The organism is Pseudomonas sp. 58 R 3, from assembly GCF_900006605.1.
Taxonomy (GTDB): domain Bacteria; phylum Pseudomonadota; class Gammaproteobacteria; order Pseudomonadales; family Pseudomonadaceae; genus Aquipseudomonas; species Aquipseudomonas salomonii.
This window is the reverse complement of sequence record NZ_CVTT01000038.1, coordinates 437,728-457,574: the sequence shown is the minus strand read 5'-3', so window position 1 is coordinate 457,574 and position 19,847 is coordinate 437,728. Positions and strand designations below refer to the sequence as shown.

19 protein-coding genes are annotated in these 19,847 nt (G+C 59.8%); 15 read left to right on the top strand and 4 right to left on the bottom strand.

What is annotated here, in order from left to right; genetic code table 11:
- Nucleotides 1–241: 241 nt before the first annotated feature.
- A complete protein-coding gene (locus tag BFP92_RS07840; RefSeq protein WP_065929028.1) occupies nucleotides 242–607 on the top strand; it encodes a YkgJ family cysteine cluster protein in 366 nt (121 codons plus the stop codon).
- Between the two features lie 138 nt (nucleotides 608–745).
- On the top strand, nucleotides 746–3,010 hold the full coding sequence (locus BFP92_RS07835; protein WP_065929027.1) for a putative bifunctional diguanylate cyclase/phosphodiesterase: 2,265 nt from the start codon (nucleotides 746–748) through the stop codon (nucleotides 3,008–3,010).
- A 356-nt stretch (nucleotides 3,011–3,366) separates the two neighbouring features.
- Here the strand turns inward: BFP92_RS07835 and BFP92_RS07830 are convergent, their stop codons facing one another.
- Nucleotides 3,367–3,687, bottom strand: a complete 321-nt coding sequence (locus BFP92_RS07830; protein WP_065929026.1) for a DUF2288 domain-containing protein — start codon at nucleotides 3,685–3,687, stop codon at nucleotides 3,367–3,369.
- A 341-nt stretch (nucleotides 3,688–4,028) separates the two neighbouring features.
- Here BFP92_RS07830 and BFP92_RS07825 point away from each other — a divergent pair, with 341 nt between their 5' ends.
- From BFP92_RS07825 to BFP92_RS07805, 5 genes are all read left to right on the top strand, one after another.
- On the top strand, nucleotides 4,029–5,156 hold the full coding sequence (locus tag BFP92_RS07825) for a branched-chain amino acid ABC transporter substrate-binding protein (protein WP_017137213.1): 1,128 nt from the start codon (nucleotides 4,029–4,031) through the stop codon (nucleotides 5,154–5,156).
- A 227-nt stretch (nucleotides 5,157–5,383) separates the two neighbouring features.
- A complete protein-coding gene (livH, locus tag BFP92_RS07820) occupies nucleotides 5,384–6,307 on the top strand; it encodes a high-affinity branched-chain amino acid ABC transporter permease LivH (RefSeq protein ID WP_017137212.1) in 924 nt (307 codons plus the stop codon).
- Nucleotides 6,304–7,557 (top strand): high-affinity branched-chain amino acid ABC transporter permease LivM, encoded by a 1,254-nt coding sequence (locus BFP92_RS07815; RefSeq protein ID WP_065929025.1) that lies wholly within the window; start codon nucleotides 6,304–6,306, stop codon nucleotides 7,555–7,557. Before livH ends, BFP92_RS07815 begins: the two co-directional genes overlap by 4 nt.
- Nucleotides 7,554–8,321 (top strand): high-affinity branched-chain amino acid ABC transporter ATP-binding protein LivG, encoded by a 768-nt coding sequence (gene livG, locus BFP92_RS07810; RefSeq protein WP_065929024.1) that lies wholly within the window; start codon nucleotides 7,554–7,556, stop codon nucleotides 8,319–8,321. The genes BFP92_RS07815 and livG overlap by 4 nt, the downstream gene beginning before the upstream one ends.
- A gap of 1 nt (nucleotide 8,322) precedes the next feature.
- On the top strand, nucleotides 8,323–9,024 hold the full coding sequence (locus BFP92_RS07805) for an ABC transporter ATP-binding protein (RefSeq protein WP_017137209.1): 702 nt from the start codon (nucleotides 8,323–8,325) through the stop codon (nucleotides 9,022–9,024).
- A 49-nt stretch (nucleotides 9,025–9,073) separates the two neighbouring features.
- Here the strand turns inward: BFP92_RS07805 and BFP92_RS07800 are convergent, their stop codons facing one another.
- Entirely contained in the window at nucleotides 9,074–10,366 is a 1,293-nt protein-coding gene (locus BFP92_RS07800) for an MFS transporter (RefSeq protein ID WP_065929023.1), read from the bottom strand.
- A 223-nt stretch (nucleotides 10,367–10,589) separates the two neighbouring features.
- Between BFP92_RS07800 and BFP92_RS07795 the strand changes: the two genes are divergently transcribed.
- The 4 genes from BFP92_RS07795 to BFP92_RS07780 are packed head-to-tail and all read left to right on the top strand — an operon-like array spanning nucleotide 10,590 to nucleotide 13,061.
- Nucleotides 10,590–10,895: a BufA1 family periplasmic bufferin-type metallophore gene (locus BFP92_RS07795; protein WP_058421711.1), complete on the top strand. Its 306-nt coding sequence runs from the start codon at nucleotides 10,590–10,592 to the stop codon at nucleotides 10,893–10,895.
- Nucleotides 10,896–10,918: 23 nt separating this feature from the next.
- Nucleotides 10,919–11,806: an MNIO family bufferin maturase gene (locus BFP92_RS07790; RefSeq protein ID WP_065929022.1), complete on the top strand. Its 888-nt coding sequence runs from the start codon at nucleotides 10,919–10,921 to the stop codon at nucleotides 11,804–11,806.
- Nucleotides 11,803–12,579: an HvfC/BufC N-terminal domain-containing protein gene (locus tag BFP92_RS07785; RefSeq protein ID WP_065929021.1), complete on the top strand. Its 777-nt coding sequence runs from the start codon at nucleotides 11,803–11,805 to the stop codon at nucleotides 12,577–12,579. Before BFP92_RS07790 ends, BFP92_RS07785 begins: the two co-directional genes overlap by 4 nt.
- Nucleotides 12,576–13,061 carry a DoxX family protein gene (locus tag BFP92_RS07780; protein WP_065929020.1) on the top strand — a complete coding sequence of 162 codons (486 nt, stop codon included), beginning with the start codon at nucleotides 12,576–12,578 and terminating at the stop codon, nucleotides 13,059–13,061. Before BFP92_RS07785 ends, BFP92_RS07780 begins: the two co-directional genes overlap by 4 nt.
- Here the strand turns inward: BFP92_RS07780 and BFP92_RS07775 are convergent.
- Nucleotides 13,052–13,966, bottom strand: a complete 915-nt coding sequence (locus BFP92_RS07775; RefSeq protein ID WP_065929019.1) for a LysR family transcriptional regulator — start codon at nucleotides 13,964–13,966, stop codon at nucleotides 13,052–13,054. The genes BFP92_RS07780 and BFP92_RS07775 overlap by 10 nt on opposite strands.
- Before the next feature lie 104 nt (nucleotides 13,967–14,070).
- On the opposite strand from BFP92_RS07775, the gene BFP92_RS07770 reads away from it, so the two are divergent.
- From BFP92_RS07770 to BFP92_RS07760, 3 genes are all read left to right on the top strand, one after another.
- A complete protein-coding gene (locus BFP92_RS07770) occupies nucleotides 14,071–14,670 on the top strand; it encodes a short chain dehydrogenase (RefSeq protein ID WP_065929018.1) in 600 nt (199 codons plus the stop codon).
- 97 nt (nucleotides 14,671–14,767) lie between these two features.
- Nucleotides 14,768–15,439 (top strand): COG3650 family protein, encoded by a 672-nt coding sequence (locus BFP92_RS07765; protein WP_065929017.1) that lies wholly within the window; start codon nucleotides 14,768–14,770, stop codon nucleotides 15,437–15,439.
- Between the two features lie 106 nt (nucleotides 15,440–15,545).
- Nucleotides 15,546–17,159 carry an NAD(P)/FAD-dependent oxidoreductase gene (locus BFP92_RS07760; protein ID WP_065929016.1) on the top strand — a complete coding sequence of 538 codons (1,614 nt, stop codon included), beginning with the start codon at nucleotides 15,546–15,548 and terminating at the stop codon, nucleotides 17,157–17,159.
- A gap of 75 nt (nucleotides 17,160–17,234) precedes the next feature.
- Here the strand turns inward: BFP92_RS07760 and BFP92_RS07755 are convergent, their stop codons facing one another.
- Nucleotides 17,235–18,329 (bottom strand): PLP-dependent cysteine synthase family protein, encoded by a 1,095-nt coding sequence (locus BFP92_RS07755; RefSeq protein ID WP_065929015.1) that lies wholly within the window; start codon nucleotides 18,327–18,329, stop codon nucleotides 17,235–17,237.
- A gap of 215 nt (nucleotides 18,330–18,544) precedes the next feature.
- Between BFP92_RS07755 and nhaA the strand changes: the two genes are divergently transcribed.
- Nucleotides 18,545–19,720: a Na+/H+ antiporter NhaA gene (nhaA, locus tag BFP92_RS07750; protein ID WP_065929014.1), complete on the top strand. Its 1,176-nt coding sequence runs from the start codon at nucleotides 18,545–18,547 to the stop codon at nucleotides 19,718–19,720.
- Nucleotides 19,721–19,847 lie beyond the last annotated feature (127 nt).

The following is a 19,847-nucleotide window of genomic DNA, read 5'->3' as shown; positions in this document are numbered from 1 at the left end:
CTTTTATTGTTATGAGAGCTGCGATGCCCGATGCATCCTGCCCGGTACCTGCAACATAATCAGGCCAGGCACGCTTGTCTGTAATGATTCGTAAAGCTGATAGGGCATGATTTCGCCCGTAACCGCGGGACTTTCCCTACGAAAATATAAGTTCGCGCCCCCCTTCCCAACCGCCATGGCACGGATAGAATGGCGAGCCTTCCGTAACACCCCAATCCTGCTTTTCTTATCGATGACGCCCATGTCCGAAGCCAGTCCGTGTCTGAGTTGCGGTGCCTGCTGTTCACACTTTCGTGTGTCTTTCTTCTGGGGTGAATGCGCCTCATCGGGTGGCACAGTGCCCGATGACCTGGTGGTGCAGATCAACCCCACGCGCGTGGCGATGATCGGTACCGACCAGAAACCCGCCCGGTGTTGCAGCCTTGAGGGTGAAGTCGGCAAGGGCACCCGTTGCACCATCTATGAACAACGTTCGAGCCCCTGCCGTGAGTTCGACGCGTCATGGAGCCAGGGCGAACACAACGTCGACTGCGACAAGGCGCGCGCCGCCTTTGGCCTGCCGCCGTTAGAGGCACCTTTTGAACTGGACCTGCCGATCAGCGCTTAGCATCAAACGCTATGGCGGGCATGCCAAAATGGTTGAGAGCAAAGTGCCATTATCCCTGGCAAATCCCGCGAGGCTTCTATACTCGACTTCATAGGTCATCGCCGTAGGCAGTGACGTGACGCTATGACGGGGCTTGCTATGGAATGGCTGGGTCTGCATTTTTTTACCGACCTGCCAGAGAACGGGCACTTATTACTCAATTGCAGTCATAACCCTTTTCTGGTGCTACTGGCGTATCTGGTTGCTTGCGCGGCCGGTTTCGGCACGCTGGACATGGCTGAACGTGTCGGCCATGTCGACGACCCTACCGCCCGCCGTCATTGGCGCTGGTTGGGAGCGGGTTGCCTGGCGGGTGGCATCTGGTCGACGCACTTCATCAGCATGCTGGCCTTCCAGGCACCTATCGCCATTCATTATGAATTGCTCATGACGTTCGCCTCGCTGGTGATCGCCTTGATCGCTTCGCTGTTCGCCATGCAAACCCTGAGTCACACGCGCCTGCGATTCCATCAATATTTGCTGGCGTCGATTTGGATGGGCCTGGGTATCGCGCTGATGCATTACGTCGGCATGTCGGCCATGCGCTCCCAGGCCGATGTGTACTTCGCAACCGACCTGTTCATGGCCTCCGTGGCCATTGCCATCGGCGCCAGCCTGGCCGCGCTGTTGCTGTCGAGCTACCTGCGCACCGGCGCCGGCGTTTTCCATCAACTGCTCAAATACGCCGCCAGCCTGGTGCTGGGCGCCGGCATCCTGAGCATGCACTTTACCGGCATGGCGGCCATGCAAATGCTGGTGCCGGCCGGCGCTGACCTGTCGTTGCCACTGGATAACAACCCGATTCAACTGGGCTTGTCGGTGGCCGTGATCACCCTGTTGGTGATCGGCAGCAGCGTCAGCGCCGCTCTCGCCGACAAAAAACTGCAACACAAGGAGCGCGACCTGCGCCGGGTCAACGCCCTGCTCAGTGAGCTGGACCAAGCCCGCGCTTCGCTGCAACAAGTGGCGCACTTCGATGCGTTGACCAGCCTGCTCAACCGTCGCGGCTTCAACCAGATCTTTGCCGAGAAGGTCGCGGAAAAAACCGCTAGTAACGGCATGATGGCGGTGATCTTCCTCGATATCGACCACTTCAAGCGCATCAATGACAGCCTCGGCCACGATGCCGGCGACCAACTGCTCACCGTACTGGCCGGGCATATCAAGGGGTCGGTACGCAGCCATGACGATGTGGTCGCGCGGTTTGGCGGCGACGAGTTCTGCATCCTGATCAACATTCACCATCGCGACGAAGCGCGGCACCTGGCCCAGCGCATCATGCTGAAGATGAAAGAACCGATCGAACTGGCCGGCCGGCGCATGGTGATGACCACCAGCATTGGCATCAGCCTGTTCCCCGATGACGGGCTGACCTGCGAAGAGTTGCTTAAAACCGCTGACCTGGCGCTTTACCAGTCCAAGGACGCCGGGCGTAACAGCCTGAACTTCTTCAGCTCCAACCTTAAAACCCGCGCCTTTCTTGAACTGCAACTGGAAGAGGAGCTGCGCGCCGCGCTGCGCGGCCGCAATGAATTGGTGCTGTTCTACCAACCGATCTTCGACATGAAACTGGGCAAGGTCACCCGCCTGGAAGCACTGGTGCGCTGGCAACATCCGCAACATGGGTTGCTGGCCCCGGACCGGTTTATCGGCATTGCCGAAAACAACGGATTAATTGCCGAGCTCGACCACTGGGTATTGCGTCAGGCCTGTCACGATTTGAGCCTGCTGTCTGACCGCGGTTACCCCGAGCTGACCATGGCCGTGAATTGCTCGGCCTTGAACCTGGCCCGTGACGAGTTGGCCGATGAGATCGAAGCCGCCCTGCGTTTTGCCGGGATCGCCGCCAGCCGCCTGGAACTGGAAGTCACCGAAAACGCGCTGATGGGCAATATCAGCAGCACCCTGGCGCTGTTGCGCCAGATCCGCGCCCTGGGCGTTTCGCTGGCCATTGATGATTTCGGCACAGGGTATTCCTCCCTGGCCTACCTCAAGCGCCTGCCGCTCAATACCCTGAAGATCGACCGGTCGTTTATCCAGGACATCCCCAAGTCCACCGCCGATGTCGAGATCGTGCAGGCGATCATCGGCATGGCCCACACTCTGCACTTGCAGGTGGTCACCGAAGGTGTGGAAACCCAGGCGCAATTTGAACTGCTGCTCAAGCACGGCTGCGACTTTATCCAGGGCTACCTGCTCAGCCCGGCGGTGCCTTTGAGCGATGTGGTGGGTGTGATCCAGGGCATCCACATGCGTAACCCGCTCTACCCGTTCAGCGTCGAGGGCAATAAGGACGCGATCACGCCTAAGGACCCTGGGGCAGGCCGCATCGGCCCGCCATCCATTGTCAGGCCCATTCGATAACGTCGTTTTTTGGGATTTAGCCATCATCTATTTGGATGAACGCCGACGAACGGCCGATTCATCGGAGTACGCCGGGTACACCTCTTGAAAAGGCAGAGTTGATCGTTCCCACGCTCTGCGTGGGAATGCCGTCCGCTCTTCGTGACGCAGAGCGTCACCGGATGCATTCCCACGCGTGGGAATGATCTGCGGCTTTGCCACACCCGGAAACAATTCCCTCGATGTTTCGCCCGCTTTAAAACTGTTCCCGTGACGCTTACGTCACCGTCACCTGTGACCTTTCTCTACGGCAAGATGCCATCACGGCGCCAGCGGTTACTCCGCTACACACTTGAGCGGCGAAAAAACACGCACCTTTATAGTGCATGACTTTCTTGCGCTGCCCTTTCCTGGATCAGAATCCACGGTGAAACCACCACCGCCCACAGGCCTGGATCGCGCTCAACCAAGTCCAGCGCCCGCGTCGCAGACACTTCGCCAAGGCTCCCTGCGGCCAGCCACCCAGCGACTTTGTCGCGGTTATCTTCGGCCATTGCTTCGGCCGCTTCGATCAAATCCAGGCCGGCGTCGACCCACAATAGGGCACCCTTGGCAAAGAACGGTTCAAGCTCCTTCCAGGAAATTTCGGCGGTTTCACCGAGCAGCTTGGCATAGAGGGTGCTAGGTTCTTGCGTCATGGGAATTCACCTGAATAAAAAATCGGCGCAATCATAGCGTCAGGCGTCAGGCAGAAAAACCCAGTTGCAAATGAGGCACCGAACGAAAGTGTCAGGAAAGCCAAGGATTGCCTGAAACTCTGGCATCAGCCCGCCGCGATTCTGTCTTTTTCTTTCATTAAAGCGACACACCCAGGGTTTGCCCCCAGCAGCCAGCTTTTCAAGCGATCAACCGGCGCTCTACACTGTACCGGTACAGTTGCCAGGGCAATGCCGGGGGGATATCCGCGATATCTGATCCGGTTCTGCAGCTCACAAGGCCGCTAGAACTATAAAAAATACAACAGTAAGAGTGGAGCACTATGAATAAGGCTACTAAGCAGATTTCCAAACTGTTTGCCGCTATGGTCCTGGCTGGGGTTGCCGGCCATTCGTTCGCAGCCGACACCATCAAGATCGGTATCGCCGGGCCTAAGACCGGTCCAGTGACGCAATACGGCGACATGCAATTCATGGGTGCCAAGCAGGCAATCGCCGACATCAACGCCAAAGGCGGTGTCGACGGCAAAATGCTTGAAGCAAAAGAATACGACGATGCGTGCGATCCAAAACAAGCCGTTGCCGTAGCGAACAAAGTGGTCAACGACGGCGTCAAGTTCGTAGTCGGTCACCTCTGCTCCAGCTCCACTCAGCCAGCGTCCGACATCTACGAAGACGAAGGCGTGATCATGATCACCCCGGCGGCCACCAGCCCGGAAATCACTTCCCGTGGCTACAAGCTGGTGTTCCGCACCATCGGTCTGGACAGTGCTCAAGGCCCAGCGGCCGGCAACTACATCGCCGACCACGTGAAGCCTAAAGTCGTTGCTGTTATCCACGACAAACAGCAATACGGTGAAGGCATCGCCACCGCCGTTAAACAGACCCTCGAGAAAAAAGGCGTGAAAGTCGCCCTGTTCGAAGGCATCAACGCTGGCGACAAAGACTTCGGCTCGCTGATCCAGAAGCTCAAGCAAGCCAACGTCGACTTCGTCTACTACGGCGGCTACCACCCAGAGCTGGGTCTGATCCTGCGCCAGGCCAAGGAAAAAGGCGTGAACGCCAAGTTCATGGGCCCAGAGGGCGTCGGCAACGACTCCATCTCGCAAATCGCCCAGGGCGCTTCCGAAGGCCTGCTGGTCACCCTGCCGAAATCCTTCGACACCGACCCGGCGAACAAGGCCATCGTTGAAGAGTTCACCAAGAACAAGCAGGACCCAACCGGTCCATTCGTGTTCCCGGCCTACTCGGCTGTTGAAGTGATCGCCGGCGGTATCGCTGCCGCGAAAAGCGAAGACACCGCCAAAGTGGCGGCTGCCATCCACGCCGGCACCTTCAAGACTCCAACCGGCGACCTGAGCTTCGACGCCAAGGGCGACCTGAAGGACTTCAAGTTCGTGGTCTACGAATGGCACTTCGGTAAACCAAAAACCGAAGTTTCCCCTCAGTAAGCCAGGCGTTACTGGTCCAACAAGCCCACTGTGAGAGCAGTGGGCTTTGTTTTACGAGGTTTATGGGCCTGTCACCCGCGATCCGGGCGCGGGCTCACCTGAAAATCTTAAAACCGTCACCAGCGGTTCGCTGGCAAACGCTTCGTGCAACCTGATCACAGAGCAGGGCACCGAGCCGGAAATGACTCCACCAGTGAAATGCGTATCGGGTTTTTAGGAGCGCTGTAATGCCTGAGATCTATCATTTTTTCCAAACGCTGGTTAACGGCATGACCGTTGGCAGCACCTATGCCTTGATAGCCATTGGCTACACAATGGTTTACGGCATCATTGGAATGATCAACTTCGCCCATGGCGAGGTGTACATGATTGGTTCCTACGTGGCCTTCATCGCCCTTGCCGGGCTGGCCATGCTGGGTATCCACTCCCTGCCGCTGTTGATGACCGCCGCGTTCCTGGCGTCGATCGTCGTGACCAGTGCCTATGGCTACAGTATCGAACGCGTCGCCTACCGCCCCTTGCGTGGCAGTAACCGTTTGATCCCGCTGATTTCCGCCATCGGCATGTCGATTTTCCTGCAGAACACCGTATTGCTGTCCCAGGACTCCAAGGACAAGTCCATTCCCAACCTGATCCCGGGGAGCTTCTCCTTCGGCCCAGGTGGCGCACAAGAAGTGCTGATTTCGTACATGCAGGTGCTGGTTTTCGTCGTTACCCTGGTGGCGATGCTCGGCCTGACCCTGTTCATTTCCCGCTCCCGTCTGGGGCGCGCCTGCCGGGCCTGCGCCGAAGATATCAAGATGGCCAACCTGTTGGGCATCAACACCAACAACATCATCGCCCTGACCTTCGTGATCGGTGCCGCATTGGCCGCCATTGCGGCGGTGCTGCTGAGCATGCAGTACGGCGTGATCAACCCCAACGCCGGTTTCCTGGTAGGCCTCAAGGCCTTTACCGCAGCGGTCTTGGGCGGCATCGGCAGTATTCCGGGCGCGATGCTCGGCGGGCTGGTGCTGGGTGTGGCTGAAGCCTTTGGCGCCGATGTGTTCGGCGACCAGTACAAGGACGTCGTGGCGTTCGGCCTGTTGGTTCTGGTGCTGTTGTTCCGTCCGACCGGCATCCTGGGCCGTCCGGAGGTTGAGAAAGTATGAGCAGATATCTTAAATCGGCGTTTTTCAGCGCCTTGCTGGTATGGGCCGTGGCCTTTCCGGTACTCGGCCTCAAGCTGAGCATTGTCGGCATCAACCTGGAAGTGCATGGCACCGGTCCCGTGACCTTGACCATCATCGCCCTGTGTTCGGTGCTGATGTTCCTGCGCGTGTTGTTCACCGAGCATATCGGTGCGTTTTTCAAGGGCAACCGTGGCCCGTTGGTGCCGCCCAAGGTCAGCCAATTCCTGACCCTGCCGCGTACTCAGCGCTACATCATCATCGGCTTGATTGCAGCCGCTCTGGTATGGCCATTCTTCGGTTCCCGAGGCGCTGTCGATCTTGGCATGCTGATTCTGATCTACGTGATGCTCGGCTTGGGCCTAAACATCGTGGTGGGTCTGGCCGGTCTTCTCGACTTGGGCTATGTCGGGTTCTACGCCGTCGGTGCTTACACCTACGCGCTGCTCTCACACTACCTCGGTTGGGGCTTCTGGATCTGCTTACCAATTGCCGGGATGATGGCTGCGACCTTCGGCTTTCTCCTGGGATTCCCGGTTCTACGCCTGCGCGGTGATTACTTGGCCATCGTGACGCTGGGTTTCGGAGAAATCATCCGCCTGTTCCTGCGCAACCTGACCGACATCACCGGTGGCCCCAACGGCATCAGCAATATTCCGAAACCAACGTTTTTCGGGATGACATTCGACAAGACTGCGGCTGACGGCGCGCAAACGTTCCATGAATACTTTGGGCTGGCCTACAGCGGAACGGACAAGATCATTTTCCTTTACCTCATCGCGCTGCTGCTCGTGCTGGCCACATTGTTCGTGATCAACCGGCTGTTGCGCATGCCTATCGGGCGAGCCTGGGAAGCGCTTCGCGAAGATGAAATCGCGTGCCGCGCACTTGGTATGAATCCGACCATCATCAAGCTCTCGGCCTTCACCCTCGGGGCGACATTTGCGGGTTTTGCGGGGAGTTTCTTCGCCGCACGCCAAGGTTTGGTCACGCCCGAGTCATTCACGTTCCTGGAGTCTGCAATCATCCTGGCGATTGTGGTGTTGGGCGGGATGGGGTCTCAGCTTGGGGTCATCCTCGCCGCTATCGTAATGACGGTGCTACCTGAGTTGATGCGTGACTTCAGCGAATACCGCATGTTGATGTTCGGCGCCATGATGGTGCTGATGATGATCTGGCGTCCTCAAGGTCTGCTGCCGATGCAACGCCCACACATGGAGCTGCGCAAATGAGCCGCGAGATCCTGAAAGTCGAAAACTTGAGCATGCGCTTCGGTGGTTTGCTCGCGGTCAACGGCGTGGCCCTGACCGTCAAAGAGAAACAGGTTGTGGCGTTGATCGGCCCGAACGGCGCCGGCAAGACCACGGTGTTCAACTGCCTCACCGGCTTCTACAAGCCGAGCGGTGGCAGCATCCTGCTGGATGGCCAACCCATCCAGGGCCTGGCCGGTCACGAGATCGCCCGCAAGGGCGTGGTGCGTACCTTCCAGAACGTGCGCTTGTTCAAGGACATGACGGCGGTCGAAAACCTGCTGATCGCCCAGCACCGTCACCTGAACACCAACTTCTTTGCCGGTCTGTTCAAGACCCCGGCGTTCCGCAAAAGCGAACGCGAGGCGATGGAATACGCCGAGTACTGGCTGGACAAGGTCAACCTCACCGAGTTCGCCAACCGCCCGGCCGGCACCCTGGCCTATGGTCAGCAACGCCGACTGGAAATCGCGCGTTGCATGATGACCCGCCCGCGGATCCTGATGCTCGACGAACCGGCCGCCGGCCTGAACCCCAAGGAAACCGAAGACCTCAAGGCACTCATCACAGTGCTGCGCGAGGAAAACAACGCCACGGTGCTGTTGATCGAACACGACATGAAACTGGTCATGAGCATTTCCGACCACATCGTGGTGATCAATCAGGGCACACCATTGGCCGACGGTACGCCGGAGCAGATCCGCGACAACCCGGAAGTGATCAAAGCCTATTTGGGGGAAGCGTAAAATGCTGCAATTCGAAAACGTTTCCACTTTCTACGGCAAGATCCAGGCGCTGCACAGCGTCAACGTGGAAGTGCGCCAAGGTGAAATCGTCACGCTGATCGGCGCCAACGGTGCCGGCAAGTCGACGTTGCTGATGACCCTGTGCGGTTCCCCCCAGGCCCACAGCGGCAGCATCCGCTACATGGGTGAAGAACTGGTGGGCCAGGCCTCTTCCGAAATCATGCGCAAGAGCATTGCCGTGGTGCCCGAAGGCCGCCGTGTGTTCTCGCGCCTGACGGTAGAAGAGAACCTGGCCATGGGCGGGTTCTTCACCGACAAGGGCGACTACCAGGAGCAGATGGACAAGGTGCTGCACCTGTTCCCACGGCTCAAGGAACGCTTCAGCCAGCGCGGCGGCACCATGTCCGGCGGCGAGCAGCAAATGCTCGCCATCGGCCGGGCGCTGATGAGCAAGCCCAAGCTGTTGCTGCTCGACGAGCCTTCGCTGGGCCTGGCACCGATCATCATCCAGCAGATCTTCGATATCATCGAACAACTGCGCAAGGACGGTGTGACGGTGTTCCTGGTGGAGCAGAACGCCAACCAGGCGCTGAAAATCGCCGACCGCGCCTACGTGCTGGAAAACGGCCGGGTGGTGATGCAGGGCACCGGGGAGCAGTTGCTGACGGATCCTAAGGTGCGTGAAGCCTATCTCGGTGGCTGAGCCATTGAGGTAAACAAAAACGGCCCTCGGGCCGTTTTTTTATCGCCGCTTAATGCGTCGCAACCCATTGCCCCTTACTCGCGCGCTGGCCTGCCAGCATCAATGCCCCGCCCAATAGCAACAGGCCCGCCGCCAGGAAGATATACGCGCCGTACACGTCCAGCGGCGCGTCTAAATAGCCGATGACGCGCTCTGCCCTATTCAATGTCTGAGAACACACCAGCGTACCGGTCAACGAGGCGATGGCCAGTACCGGCGTGACCGTTGCGGACACACGCCCCATGTAGCCTTCAGGCACGGCTTCCTGGAGCATCGGCCCTTGCACAATCGCAAACACCGAGAAGAACAACCCACAGCTGAACATCAGCGCCCACGCCAGGTAAAACGGCGGATGCAGCGAATACGCCAGGTAACTGAACCCCATGCACAGCAGCGCAAAGGTAAAGGCCTGACGCGTGCTCAGTGACTTCAACAGCGGCCGGACCAGCACGGCAGCGATCAACCCGCCGACAGGGAACGCTGCGAGAATCAGCCCGTATTCATAAGGGCTCAAGCCCAAGGTTTTGAATGCGTACAAGGACAACGCGACGTTATTGACCCCCAGGGAAAACCCGTACAACGCGACACCGATCAACAACGTCCTGATCGAGGCGTGCCCCCAGGAAAACCGCAGCCCTGCGAGCACTCCATGCCAAAAGGGCAGCCGTTGTGGCTCGACCAGCAAGGCCCGGCGCAGGCCCTGGGTAGACGCGATGCACAGGGCCGAACAGGCAAAGGCCAGCACATTGATCAGCAGTGCCAGGGCGGGGCCCATCCAGACAAATAAGGCCGGCCCAAGGGACGCCGACAACACTGAAATGCCCGTCAGGGAAAACATTGCCTTGGCCGATGCTTCAACGCGTCGTGCCGAAGGGATGACCACTTGCATGATCGCCTGGCGTGACGGGTTGAAAAACTGTGCGGCCGTGCTGTTAACCAACAACAACAGCAGCACACCGACGAGCACTTGCATCGGGTCCAGGCCGGCCAGCGAATAGATCACAAAAAAGATCAGGAAGTTGAGCACCCGAATCCCGTCCGCCGCGATCATCACGTACAGCGGCGTCATCCTGTCCACCCAAGCCCCGGCCAGTGGCGCTACCAGTACACGTGGTATAGCCGAAGCCGCCACTGCCAGGCCTACGGCCGTCGGCAAGAACACACTGTCGTGAAACAAGTCAGTCACCAGCCACACAATGACGGTGCTCTCGAAAACGAACTCCCCAAACGATGAGAGGGCTTGCCCCAGCCACAGGAATGAGAAATTTCTGCTGATGAAAAAATCTGCAAAGCGGTTCCTCACAGCCAAAGCTCCTTATTGGTCTTGCGCACATTCGCCCAGTGCCAGGCATTGCTTGATCGTACAGCACGCACCAACACAGCTAGCGAACACTAAGACCCACGGCCATTTGCCCGGCATCGAAAATTTATTTACTACCTGCTGTAACGCAAACTGATGCCCCAACTCTAGAGGGGTAAGCAAGCAAAAACGCTTCCTTACCCAACCTCACTGCTGGAGTTACACCATGACTACTAAATCCCGTTCGCTGTCCGCCGCTACCCTCGTTCTGGCCCTGGGTTCGGCCCTGAGCCTGTCCGCCCTGACCAGCACCGCGCACGCCGCCGATGACATGCAGAAATGCTTTGGTGTCGCCGAAGCCGGCAAGAACGATTGCGCTGCAGGCGCCGGCACTTCCTGCGCCGGCACCTCGAAAGTCAAAGACCAGGCCAATGCCTGGAAACTGGTCCCGGCCGGCACTTGCGCCAAGACCCCAAGCTCCACCTCACCGACCGGTTTCGGCCAGGAAGCAGCCTTCACCGCCAAGTCCTGAAATCCTGCAAACCCTGAGTACTGATGATGACGCTTTTACCCCAGCACACGGTCTCACCGGCTCAGGTGCCCGGCCTCCCTTATCGGGCCGGGCTGGGGCTGAAGAACGAGCACTTTATTGAAGTGCTCGATACCTCGCCCGATATCGGTTTTTTTGAAGTGCACGCCGAAAACTACATGGTCGCCGGCGGCCCGTTTCATCACTACCTGGGCTTGATACGCGAGCAGTACCCACTGTCATTGCATGGCGTGGGTCTGTCCATCGGCGGCGAAGGCCCGCTCAACCGTGAGCACCTGGCACGGTTGGCCACGCTGATCGAACGCTATCAACCCCACTCTTTTTCCGAACACCTGGCCTGGTCCAGCCACGGCCCGACGTTCCTCAATGACTTGCTGCCGCTGGCCTACGACGCCGCAACCCTGCACCGGGTATGCGAACACATCGACCAGGTACAAAGCACCCTCAAGCGGCCAATGCTGCTGGAAAACCCTTCGACGTACCTGCAGTTCCAGCGCTCGACCCTGGACGAGACGGACTTCATCAGCGAGATCATCCGGCGCACCGGTTGCGGGCTGTTGCTGGACGTCAACAACGTCTATGTGTCATGCATTAATCATCAGCGCGACCCACTGGCCTACCTCCATGCGCTGCCGTTGAAGGCCGTGGGTGAGATTCATCTGGCCGGTTTTGCCGAAGACACCGACAGCCTGGGCGACCGCCTGCTGATCGATGACCATGGCGCGCCCATCGATAACGCGGTGTGGCAGCTCTACGAACAGGTACTCAAACACACCGGCCCCGTCGCCACGCTGATCGAGCGGGATAACCAGGTACCCGCCTTGAGCGTGTTGCACGCCGAAGCCCAACACGCCGACTGGCATCTGTCACAGGCGAAGGTATTGAAGCTATGAGCGATCAAGCTGCATTTGCCGACGCCTTGCTCGACGCCGGGCAGGCTTGCCCCGAGGGTGTGTTCAGCAGCAACGGCGCCGACCCGGCCAGCCGTTTTGCGGTGTATCGAAACAATGTCCACAGCTCGCTGATCAACGCGCTCGCCGCCGCTTACCCGGTGACATTGCAATTGGTCGGTGATGAATTTTTCCGCGCAATGGCCCGCCTTTACGTGCAAGCCAGCCCGCCCGACAGCCCGTTGATCAGCGAGTACGGCAGCACCTTTGCCGCGTTCATCCAGGCGTTCGAACCGGCGGCGAGCGTGCCTTACCTGGCGGACGTCGCCCGCCTGGAACGCCTGCGGGTGCGTGCTTATCACGCCGCCGACAGCCGGCCACTGAATCAGCAGGCCATCCTTGAACAACTGCAAGGGCCGACCGACCTGGGGCAGCTAAGCCTGCACCTGCATCCGTCCCTGGCCACCATGCATTCACCCTACGCCGTCGTTGCGGTATGGGCCGCGCACCAGACCGAAGGCGCTATCGCCACCTTGAACCCCTGGTACGCCCAAAGTGCACTGGTGTTGCGCCAGGGCCTGGCGGTCAAGGTCTTCGCCATCGACAAAGGTTCGGTGGCGTTTATCAACAGCCTTAACCAGGGATCAGGCCTGGAAATGGCGGTGGCGCACGCGCTTGAAGCATCGGCCGAATTCGACCTCAACCACTGCCTGACGCTACTGATCAGCCACGACGCCATCACTCATTTGCACACAGAACAAAAGGAATCGCCATGAACACTCACCCTACTTGCCTGGTAAAACGGGCCATCGCTCTGTTCGAAAAAATCCCCTACAGCCTGATCGCCTTTCTCGCACGGTTTTCCATTGCGGCGGTGTTCTGGAAGTCCGGCCAGACCAAGGTTGAAGGTTTTGCCATTGATATCATCAACGGCACCTTTCAATTGGGCGAACCCAAGCTTGCCGCCTCGACCCTGCCGCTGTTTCGCAGCGAGTACCACGTGCCGTTGCTGTCGCCGGAAGTGGCCGCGCACATGGCGGCATTTGCCGAGCACTTTTTCCCGGTCCTGATCCTGGTGGGTTTTGCCACGCGCTTCTCGGCCCTGGCGTTGATTGGCATGACCTTGACCATTCAACTGTTCGTCTACCCGCAAGCGTATCCAACCCACGGCACCTGGATCGCGTTGCTGCTGCTGTTGGTGGCCAAAGGCCCAGGCCGCCTGTCGATCGACCACCTGATCGCGCGCCGCTACCGCTGAAGACGATCCAGGGCTTCGCCGCTGCGTCTGAACCAGTCCACCAAGTAGTCGGCCAACACTTGGGTTCGGCGCGGCAGGCCACCTTGATAAGGATGCACCAGGTACATCGGCATGCTGCGCGTTTGATAATCACGCAGCAGCCAGCGCAAACGCCCGTCAGCCAGTTCCGCCGGCAACACGTAAGACGGCAGACGCGCGATGCCGGCGCCCACCAGGGCGGCTTTTTTCAACAGGTTGTAATGGTTGGACGCGAAGGTACCGCTGACCCGAACCCGCAGCAGTTCATGTTGCTGGTGATACAGCCATTCTTCACGCCCGCTGTAGTGGCTGTTGAGCAGGCAGGTGTGCGCGGCCAGATCCGCAGGCGTCAGCGGTTCGCCGTGCTGCTCCAGGTAGGCCGGGCTGGCGCAGGTCATCTCATGCCAGGCCAGCAGTGGCTTGGCCACCAGCCGCTCGTTGTCCATCGCCCCCATACGCACGCCCAAATCAAAGCCATCGCGCGCCAGGTCGCGGTAGCTGTTGTTCAGTTCCAGCTCGATCTGCACCTGCGGGTATTGCTGGGTGAATTCCAGCAACAAGCCATCAAAGAAGGTTTCTCCCAACGACACCGGCACCGTTATACGCACCGGCCCGGCCAGATCGTCCTTGAGCCGCGCCAACGCCTGACGGGCGCGTTCCACCTGGGCCACCAGCGCCTGGGCCTGGGGCAGCAACGCCGCACCGGCGGCGGTCAGGCTGAGTTTGCGCGTGGTACGGTGCAATAACACCACCGAAAACTGCGCTTCCAATTGGCTGATGCGCTTGGACAATTGGCCCTTGCTACAGCCCAATTGCTCTGCCGCCAGGGTAAAACTGCCCGCCTCGATCAGCACGGCAAAGGCCGCCAAGTCATCCATTTCGCTCATGGATTGTTTCCAATTGAAAACCAAAGGTTGCCTATTAGCGCGTTTATCCACTTAAAAAGCCATCCTAGACTGAACCCTCACTTAATCCCCGGAGGAACAGCACGATGAAAATCCTATTGATTGGTGCCAGCGGCACGGTCGGCTCAGCGGTCAAGGCGGAACTGGCGCAGCGTCACGAGGTGATCAGCATCGGCCGCAGCGGCGGCGACTTCCAGGTGGATATCAGCGACAGCGCGTCGATCCGCACACTGTTCGAACAGACCGGCAAGTTCGACGCGTTGGTCTGCGCGGCAGGCAGCGTGAATTTCGTGGCATTGGGTGAGATGAGCGAAGCCGACTTTGAACTGGGCCTGCGTGACAAGCTGATGGGCCAGGTCAACCTGCTGCTGATCGGCCGCGACTACGCCAACGACGGTGCTTCGTTCACCTTTACCAGCGGCATTCTCAACCGCGACCCGATCCGCACCGGCGCCTCGGCCGCCTTGGTCAACGGCGCATTGGATGCCTTCGTCAAGGCGGCGGCAATCGAACTGCCACGCGGCTTGCGCATCAACTCGGTGAGCCCGACCGTCCTGCTCGAAGCCATGGGCAGCTATGCGCCGTATTTCCGTGGCTACAAACCGGCTCCGGGTGCCGATGTAGCACTGGCCTACGCGAAAAGTGTCGAGGGCTTGCAGACCGGTCAGACCTTTATCGTTGGCTGAAATCTGATGTCTGTCAGAATCGCCTGAACCTGGCGAACGGGCTTGTGGTGCGGCGCCACCCTGAGTAACGTGGCGGCACTTGTTTGGAGACCCGATAATGCGCGCCGCCCGTACCCTTGCTCTGTTTGCCCTGCTGCCCCTGTTCACCGCTTGCCAGATGTTCGAGAACGAGCCGGCCAAACCGTCTACCGTCGGGCTGACCCGTATGCAGGGTGAACTGACGGCAGTGGGCGGCAAACTGTTGTTCCAGCCGTGTGGCGACAAACGCAATTACGTGGTCAACGACACCGGCGGCACCAGCGTACTGCAGGAAGCCGCGTCCCTGGCCGGCCAGCAAGGCGTGCTGTTTGCCGATTTGCGCGGCAAGTTTTCCGGCGTGGCCAGCGGCACCCAGGGTTCGGTCGACCTGCAACAACTGTATCGCGTAGAGCGCTCGACCTCGGCCTGCGACGACCCGGACTTCAAACGCATGATTCTGCGGGCCAACGGCCATAACCCGGCCTGGGCGATGAACGTCACCGGCAAAGGCATGGTGCTGGAGCGCGAAGGCCAGCCGCCACTGGCGGTGCCGTTTGTCGAAGAGCAACTGGGTGACGGCCGTTTCAACCTGATGACCGAAGCCAATAACCAGCACATCGAACTGTGGGTAGCCCCACAGCGCTGCATCGATGCTGTGAGCGGCAGCTTGCAGCACATGACCGCCGAGTTGCGGGTCAATGGCCAGGTCCAGCGTGGTTGTGCGTCATTCGGCGGCTCGCGGGACGACTGATTCGGCCTTGGGCTGTTTTAACATGACGGGAATCAGCCTTTGGGGCTTATAATCGCCGGTTTGCAAAACCGCCGGCATCGAAGCCCGCCGCCCACCGGATCCTGTCATGTTACGAATCACCGAACTCAAGCTGCCCATCGACCATCCCGAAGAAGACCTGCGGCCTGCCATCGTGCAGCGCCTGGGCGTCGCCAGTGATGACCTGCTCGACTTCACCCTGTTCAAACGCAGCTACGACGCGCGCAAGAAATCGTCGGAGCTGTGCTTCATCTACACCATCGATCTGAACGTAAAGGGCGAAGCCGCCCTGCTGCTCAAGTTCGCCGATGACCGCAACATCAACCCGGCACCGGACGTCAGCTACAAGGTGGTGGGCCAGGCGCCTCAAGGCCTGGTTGAACGGCCGATCGTGGTGGGTTTTGGCCCCTGCGGCATTTTCGCCGGGCTGTTGCTTGCGCAGATGGGCTTCAAGCCGATCATCCTCGAGCGCGGCAAGGAAGTGCGCCAACGCACCAAAGACACCTGGGGCCTGTGGCGCAAAAACGTGCTCAACCCCGAGTCCAACGTGCAATTTGGTGAAGGCGGTGCCGGGACCTTTTCCGACGGCAAACTCTACAGCCAGATCAAGGACCCGAAGTTCCACGGCCGCAAAGTGCTGCACGAGTTCGTCAAGGCCGGCGCGCCGGAAGAAATCCTCTACGTCAGCAAGCCGCACATCGGCACCTTCCGCCTGACCGGCGTGGTGGAAAACATGCGCGAGCAGATCATCGCCCTCGGCGGTGAGGTGCGTTTTGAGCAGCGCGTCACGGATGTGCTGATCGAAGACGGCCAGTTGAACGGCGTGGTCGTCGACGGCGGCGAGCAGATCCTCTCCAGGCACGTGATCCTGGCCCTGGGCCACAGTGCCCGCGACACCTTCCGCATGCTGCACGGCCGCGGTGTGTACATGGAAGCCAAGCCATTCTCGGTGGGGTTCCGTATCGAACACCCGCAGTCGCTGATCGACGCGGCGCGCCTGGGCAAATACGCCGGGCACCCGAAACTGGGCGCCGCCGACTACAAACTGGTGCACCACGCCAAGAACGGCCGTTCGGTCTACAGCTTCTGCATGTGCCCGGGCGGCACCGTGGTGGCGGCGACTTCCGAGCCGAACCGCGTGGTGACCAACGGCATGAGCCAATACTCGCGCAACGAGCGCAACGCCAACTCCGGCATCGTGGTCGGCATCACGCCTGAGGTGGATTACCCGGGTGGCCCGCTGGCCGGTATCGAACTGCAGGAGCGGCTGGAGTCCCACGCCTATATCCTCGGCGGCAGCAACTACGAGGCGCCGGCGCAGTTGGTGGGCGACTTTATCGCCGGCAAGCCGTCCACCGCCATCGGCAGTGTGGAACCGTCCTACAAACCGGGGGTGGCCCTGGGTGACCTGGCCCTGGCTCTGCCGGATTTCGCCATCGAGGCGATCCGTGAAGCGCTGCCGGCGTTCGAAAAGCAGATCAAAGGCTACTCGCTGCACGATGCGGTACTGACCGGTATCGAGACCCGTACTTCATCGCCGCTGCGCATTACCCGTAACGAATCGATGCAAAGCCTGAACGTGAAAGGCCTGTTCCCGGCCGGTGAAGGTGCCGGTTACGCCGGTGGCATCCTGTCGGCGGGCGTTGACGGAATTCGGATTGCCGAGGCGCTGGCGCGGGATATGCTGGGTATCGAGGCTTAAGCACCTCTATTACAGCCGACCCGGATCAAATGTGGGAGCTGGCTTGCCTGCTCCCACATCAGTTTATGAGGTGTGTCAGATATTGGCGCGCAGGACGCTGGCCGGCAACGGCTCGCCCTTCTCTACACTGGCCGCCACGGCTGCAATCAAGCCGCCCAGCTCATACCCCTGCTGCGCCAACCACGCCTGATCGTAATAAGTACTCGCATACCGCTCGCCCCCATCACACAAGATCGCCACGATCGACCCCGACTCCCCCGCCGCTTTCATCTGCAGCGCCGCGACCAAAGCCCCCACCAGGTTCGTCCCGCTGGAGCCCCCCACCCGCCGTCCCAAACGCTCGGCCAGGTAATGCATGGCCGCCAATGACAGTGCATCCGGCACCTTGACCATCGCATCGATCACCTTGGGCAAAAACGACGCCTCGACCCGTGGCCGCCCAATCCCTTCGATGCGTGAGCCGCAGTCCAGTCGCAAGCTGGCGTCGCCCGTCTGGTAATAGTCAAAAAACACCGAACGCTCGGCATCGGCACACAGCACACGGGTGCAATGCTGGCGATAACGCACATAGCGGCCCAGGGTCGCCGTGGTGCCGCCGGTGCCCGGGCTGGAAATCAACCAGCTCGGCTCCGGGTAATGCTCAAAGCGCATCTGCTGGAAGATCGACTCGGCGATGTTGTTGTTCGCCCGCCAGTCCGTCGCACGCTCGGCGTAGGTGAACTGGTCCAGGAAGTGACCGCCACTTTCCTTCGCCAAGCGTTCGGACTCGGCGTATATCTGCGTCGGATCCTTTACCAGATGGCTCTTGCCACCATAGAAGGCAATCTGCTCGATCTTCGCCTGGGAGGTGCTGGCCGGCATCACTGCAATAAACGGCAGGCCAAGCAAGCGCGCAAAGTACGCCTCCGACACCGCCGTAGACCCGCTGGACGCCTCGATCACCGGCGCGCCGGGCTTGAGCCAACCATTGCACAGCGCATACAGAAACAGCGAACGCGCCAACCGATGCTTGAGGCTGCCGGTGGGGTGGCTGGACTCATCCTTGAAATACAACTCGATACCCGGCAGCCCCGGCAACGGCAGAGGGATCAGGTGCGTGTCGGCGCTGCGCTGGAAGTCCGCTTCGATGATGCGGATGGCTTCGCGAGCCCAGGTACGGTGGTCGTTCATAAGGTGGGTCTCTAAGGGTTTCAGTCCCGATTTTAGGGGGTTTCCTACAGCGCACACAGATACAGTGACGACGCAAATAGACACACAATTGCTAGGCTTCGAAGCAAGCCCCATCCTGACCGTTGCTTATAACAAATAAGAATATAACTTTTGTTTTAACAACTAACAGTACGGGTTAGGGTACCCACCTATTGAACCTTATTGGAGAGCATCCCTTGCCTCTGCGTAGCACATTCACTCGTTTCTTCCAGCTGGAAGCCGCCGGCGGTTTGTTATTGATCGCCGCTGCCGCTTTGGCGCTGATCATCAATAACTCACCGTTATCGCATCTTTACGGCGCCTTCCTTGATACGCCGGTCGTGGCGCAGGTTGGCGCGCTGCAAATCGCCAAGCCGGCTCTGCTGTGGATCAACGATGGCCTGATGGCGCTGTTCTTCCTCTTGATCGGCCTGGAGGTCAAGCGCGAGTTGCTCGACGGCCACCTGTCCAAGCCATCGCAAGTGGTATTGCCGGGGGCGGCCGCGATTGGCGGCATGGTGGTGCCCGCGCTGATCTACTGGGCACTGAACAAGGACAACCCCGCCGCACTCGCCGGCTGGGCAATCCCGATGGCCACCGATATCGCTTTTGCACTCGGCGTCCTGGCCCTGCTGGGCAAGCGGGTGCCGGTGTCACTCAAGTTATTCCTGATGACCCTGGCGATTATTGATGACCTGGGCGCCATCATCGTCATTGCGGTGTTCTACTCCGCCGAGTTGTCGAATGCGGCCCTGGCGGGCGCGGCCACGTGCCTGGTCGCCTTGATCGCGATGAACCGCCTGGGCGTGGTCAAACTCGGCCCGTACATGATCATCGGCTTGATCCTGTGGGTCTGCGTGCTCAAGAGTGGCGTGCACGCCACCCTGGCCGGGGTGACCTTGGCGTTCTGCATTCCACTGCGCACCAAAAATGCCGAACCCTCGCCACTGCTGACCCTGGAGCACGCCCTGCACCCGTGGGTGGCCTACGCCATCCTGCCGTTGTTCGCCTTCGCCAACGCTGGCGTGTCGCTGACCGGGGTCACCCTGGACAGCTTCACTCACCACGTGCCCATGGGCATCGCCGCCGGCCTGCTGATCGGCAAGACCATCGGCGTGTTCGGCCTGACCTGGCTGGCGATCAAGACCGGTATCGCCGCCCTGCCCAGCGGCGCCAACTGGGGCCAGGTGCTGGGGGTGGCGATCCTGTGCGGTATCGGTTTCACCATGAGCCTGTTTGTCGGCTCCCTGGCGTTTGTGCCGGGCGCCAGTGAGTTCGCGGGTGAGGATCGGATGGGGATCCTGACCGGGTCGATCCTGGCAGCCTGTATTGGTTATGCGGTCACAGCCCTGGCCAGCCGCAAGAAAGCCTGAGCGCTCTGAAAGCCCCACAAAATGAAAGCCCCACAAAAAACCCCAACCGGTTACCCGGTTGGGGTTTTTCTTTTGGCGAAGATGACACTTTTGCGCAACGCCTAAAGACTTTGCCCTGGCCGCCGAC

Excerpts from the sequence above, each read along its gene's own strand:
- BFP92_RS07840 (WP_065929028.1), top strand. The coding sequence starts at position 242 with ATGTCCGAAGCCAGTCCGTGTCTGAGTTGCGGTGCCTGCTGTTCACAC.
- BFP92_RS07835 (WP_065929027.1), top strand. The coding sequence starts at position 746 with ATGGAATGGCTGGGTCTGCATTTTTTTACCGACCTGCCAGAGAACGGG.
- BFP92_RS07830 (WP_065929026.1), bottom strand. The coding sequence starts at position 3,687 with ATGACGCAAGAACCTAGCACCCTCTATGCCAAGCTGCTCGGTGAAACC.
- BFP92_RS07825 (WP_017137213.1), top strand. The coding sequence starts at position 4,029 with ATGAATAAGGCTACTAAGCAGATTTCCAAACTGTTTGCCGCTATGGTC.
- livH (WP_017137212.1), top strand. The coding sequence starts at position 5,384 with ATGCCTGAGATCTATCATTTTTTCCAAACGCTGGTTAACGGCATGACC.
- BFP92_RS07815 (WP_065929025.1), top strand. The coding sequence starts at position 6,304 with ATGAGCAGATATCTTAAATCGGCGTTTTTCAGCGCCTTGCTGGTATGG.
- livG (WP_065929024.1), top strand. The coding sequence starts at position 7,554 with ATGAGCCGCGAGATCCTGAAAGTCGAAAACTTGAGCATGCGCTTCGGT.
- BFP92_RS07805 (WP_017137209.1), top strand. The coding sequence starts at position 8,323 with ATGCTGCAATTCGAAAACGTTTCCACTTTCTACGGCAAGATCCAGGCG.
- BFP92_RS07795 (WP_058421711.1), top strand. The coding sequence starts at position 10,590 with ATGACTACTAAATCCCGTTCGCTGTCCGCCGCTACCCTCGTTCTGGCC.
- BFP92_RS07790 (WP_065929022.1), top strand. The coding sequence starts at position 10,919 with ATGATGACGCTTTTACCCCAGCACACGGTCTCACCGGCTCAGGTGCCC.
- BFP92_RS07785 (WP_065929021.1), top strand. The coding sequence starts at position 11,803 with ATGAGCGATCAAGCTGCATTTGCCGACGCCTTGCTCGACGCCGGGCAG.
- BFP92_RS07780 (WP_065929020.1), top strand. The coding sequence starts at position 12,576 with ATGAACACTCACCCTACTTGCCTGGTAAAACGGGCCATCGCTCTGTTC.
- BFP92_RS07775 (WP_065929019.1), bottom strand. The coding sequence starts at position 13,966 with ATGAGCGAAATGGATGACTTGGCGGCCTTTGCCGTGCTGATCGAGGCG.
- BFP92_RS07770 (WP_065929018.1), top strand. The coding sequence starts at position 14,071 with ATGAAAATCCTATTGATTGGTGCCAGCGGCACGGTCGGCTCAGCGGTC.
- BFP92_RS07765 (WP_065929017.1), top strand. The coding sequence starts at position 14,768 with ATGCGCGCCGCCCGTACCCTTGCTCTGTTTGCCCTGCTGCCCCTGTTC.
- BFP92_RS07760 (WP_065929016.1), top strand. The coding sequence starts at position 15,546 with ATGTTACGAATCACCGAACTCAAGCTGCCCATCGACCATCCCGAAGAA.
- BFP92_RS07755 (WP_065929015.1), bottom strand. The coding sequence starts at position 18,329 with ATGAACGACCACCGTACCTGGGCTCGCGAAGCCATCCGCATCATCGAA.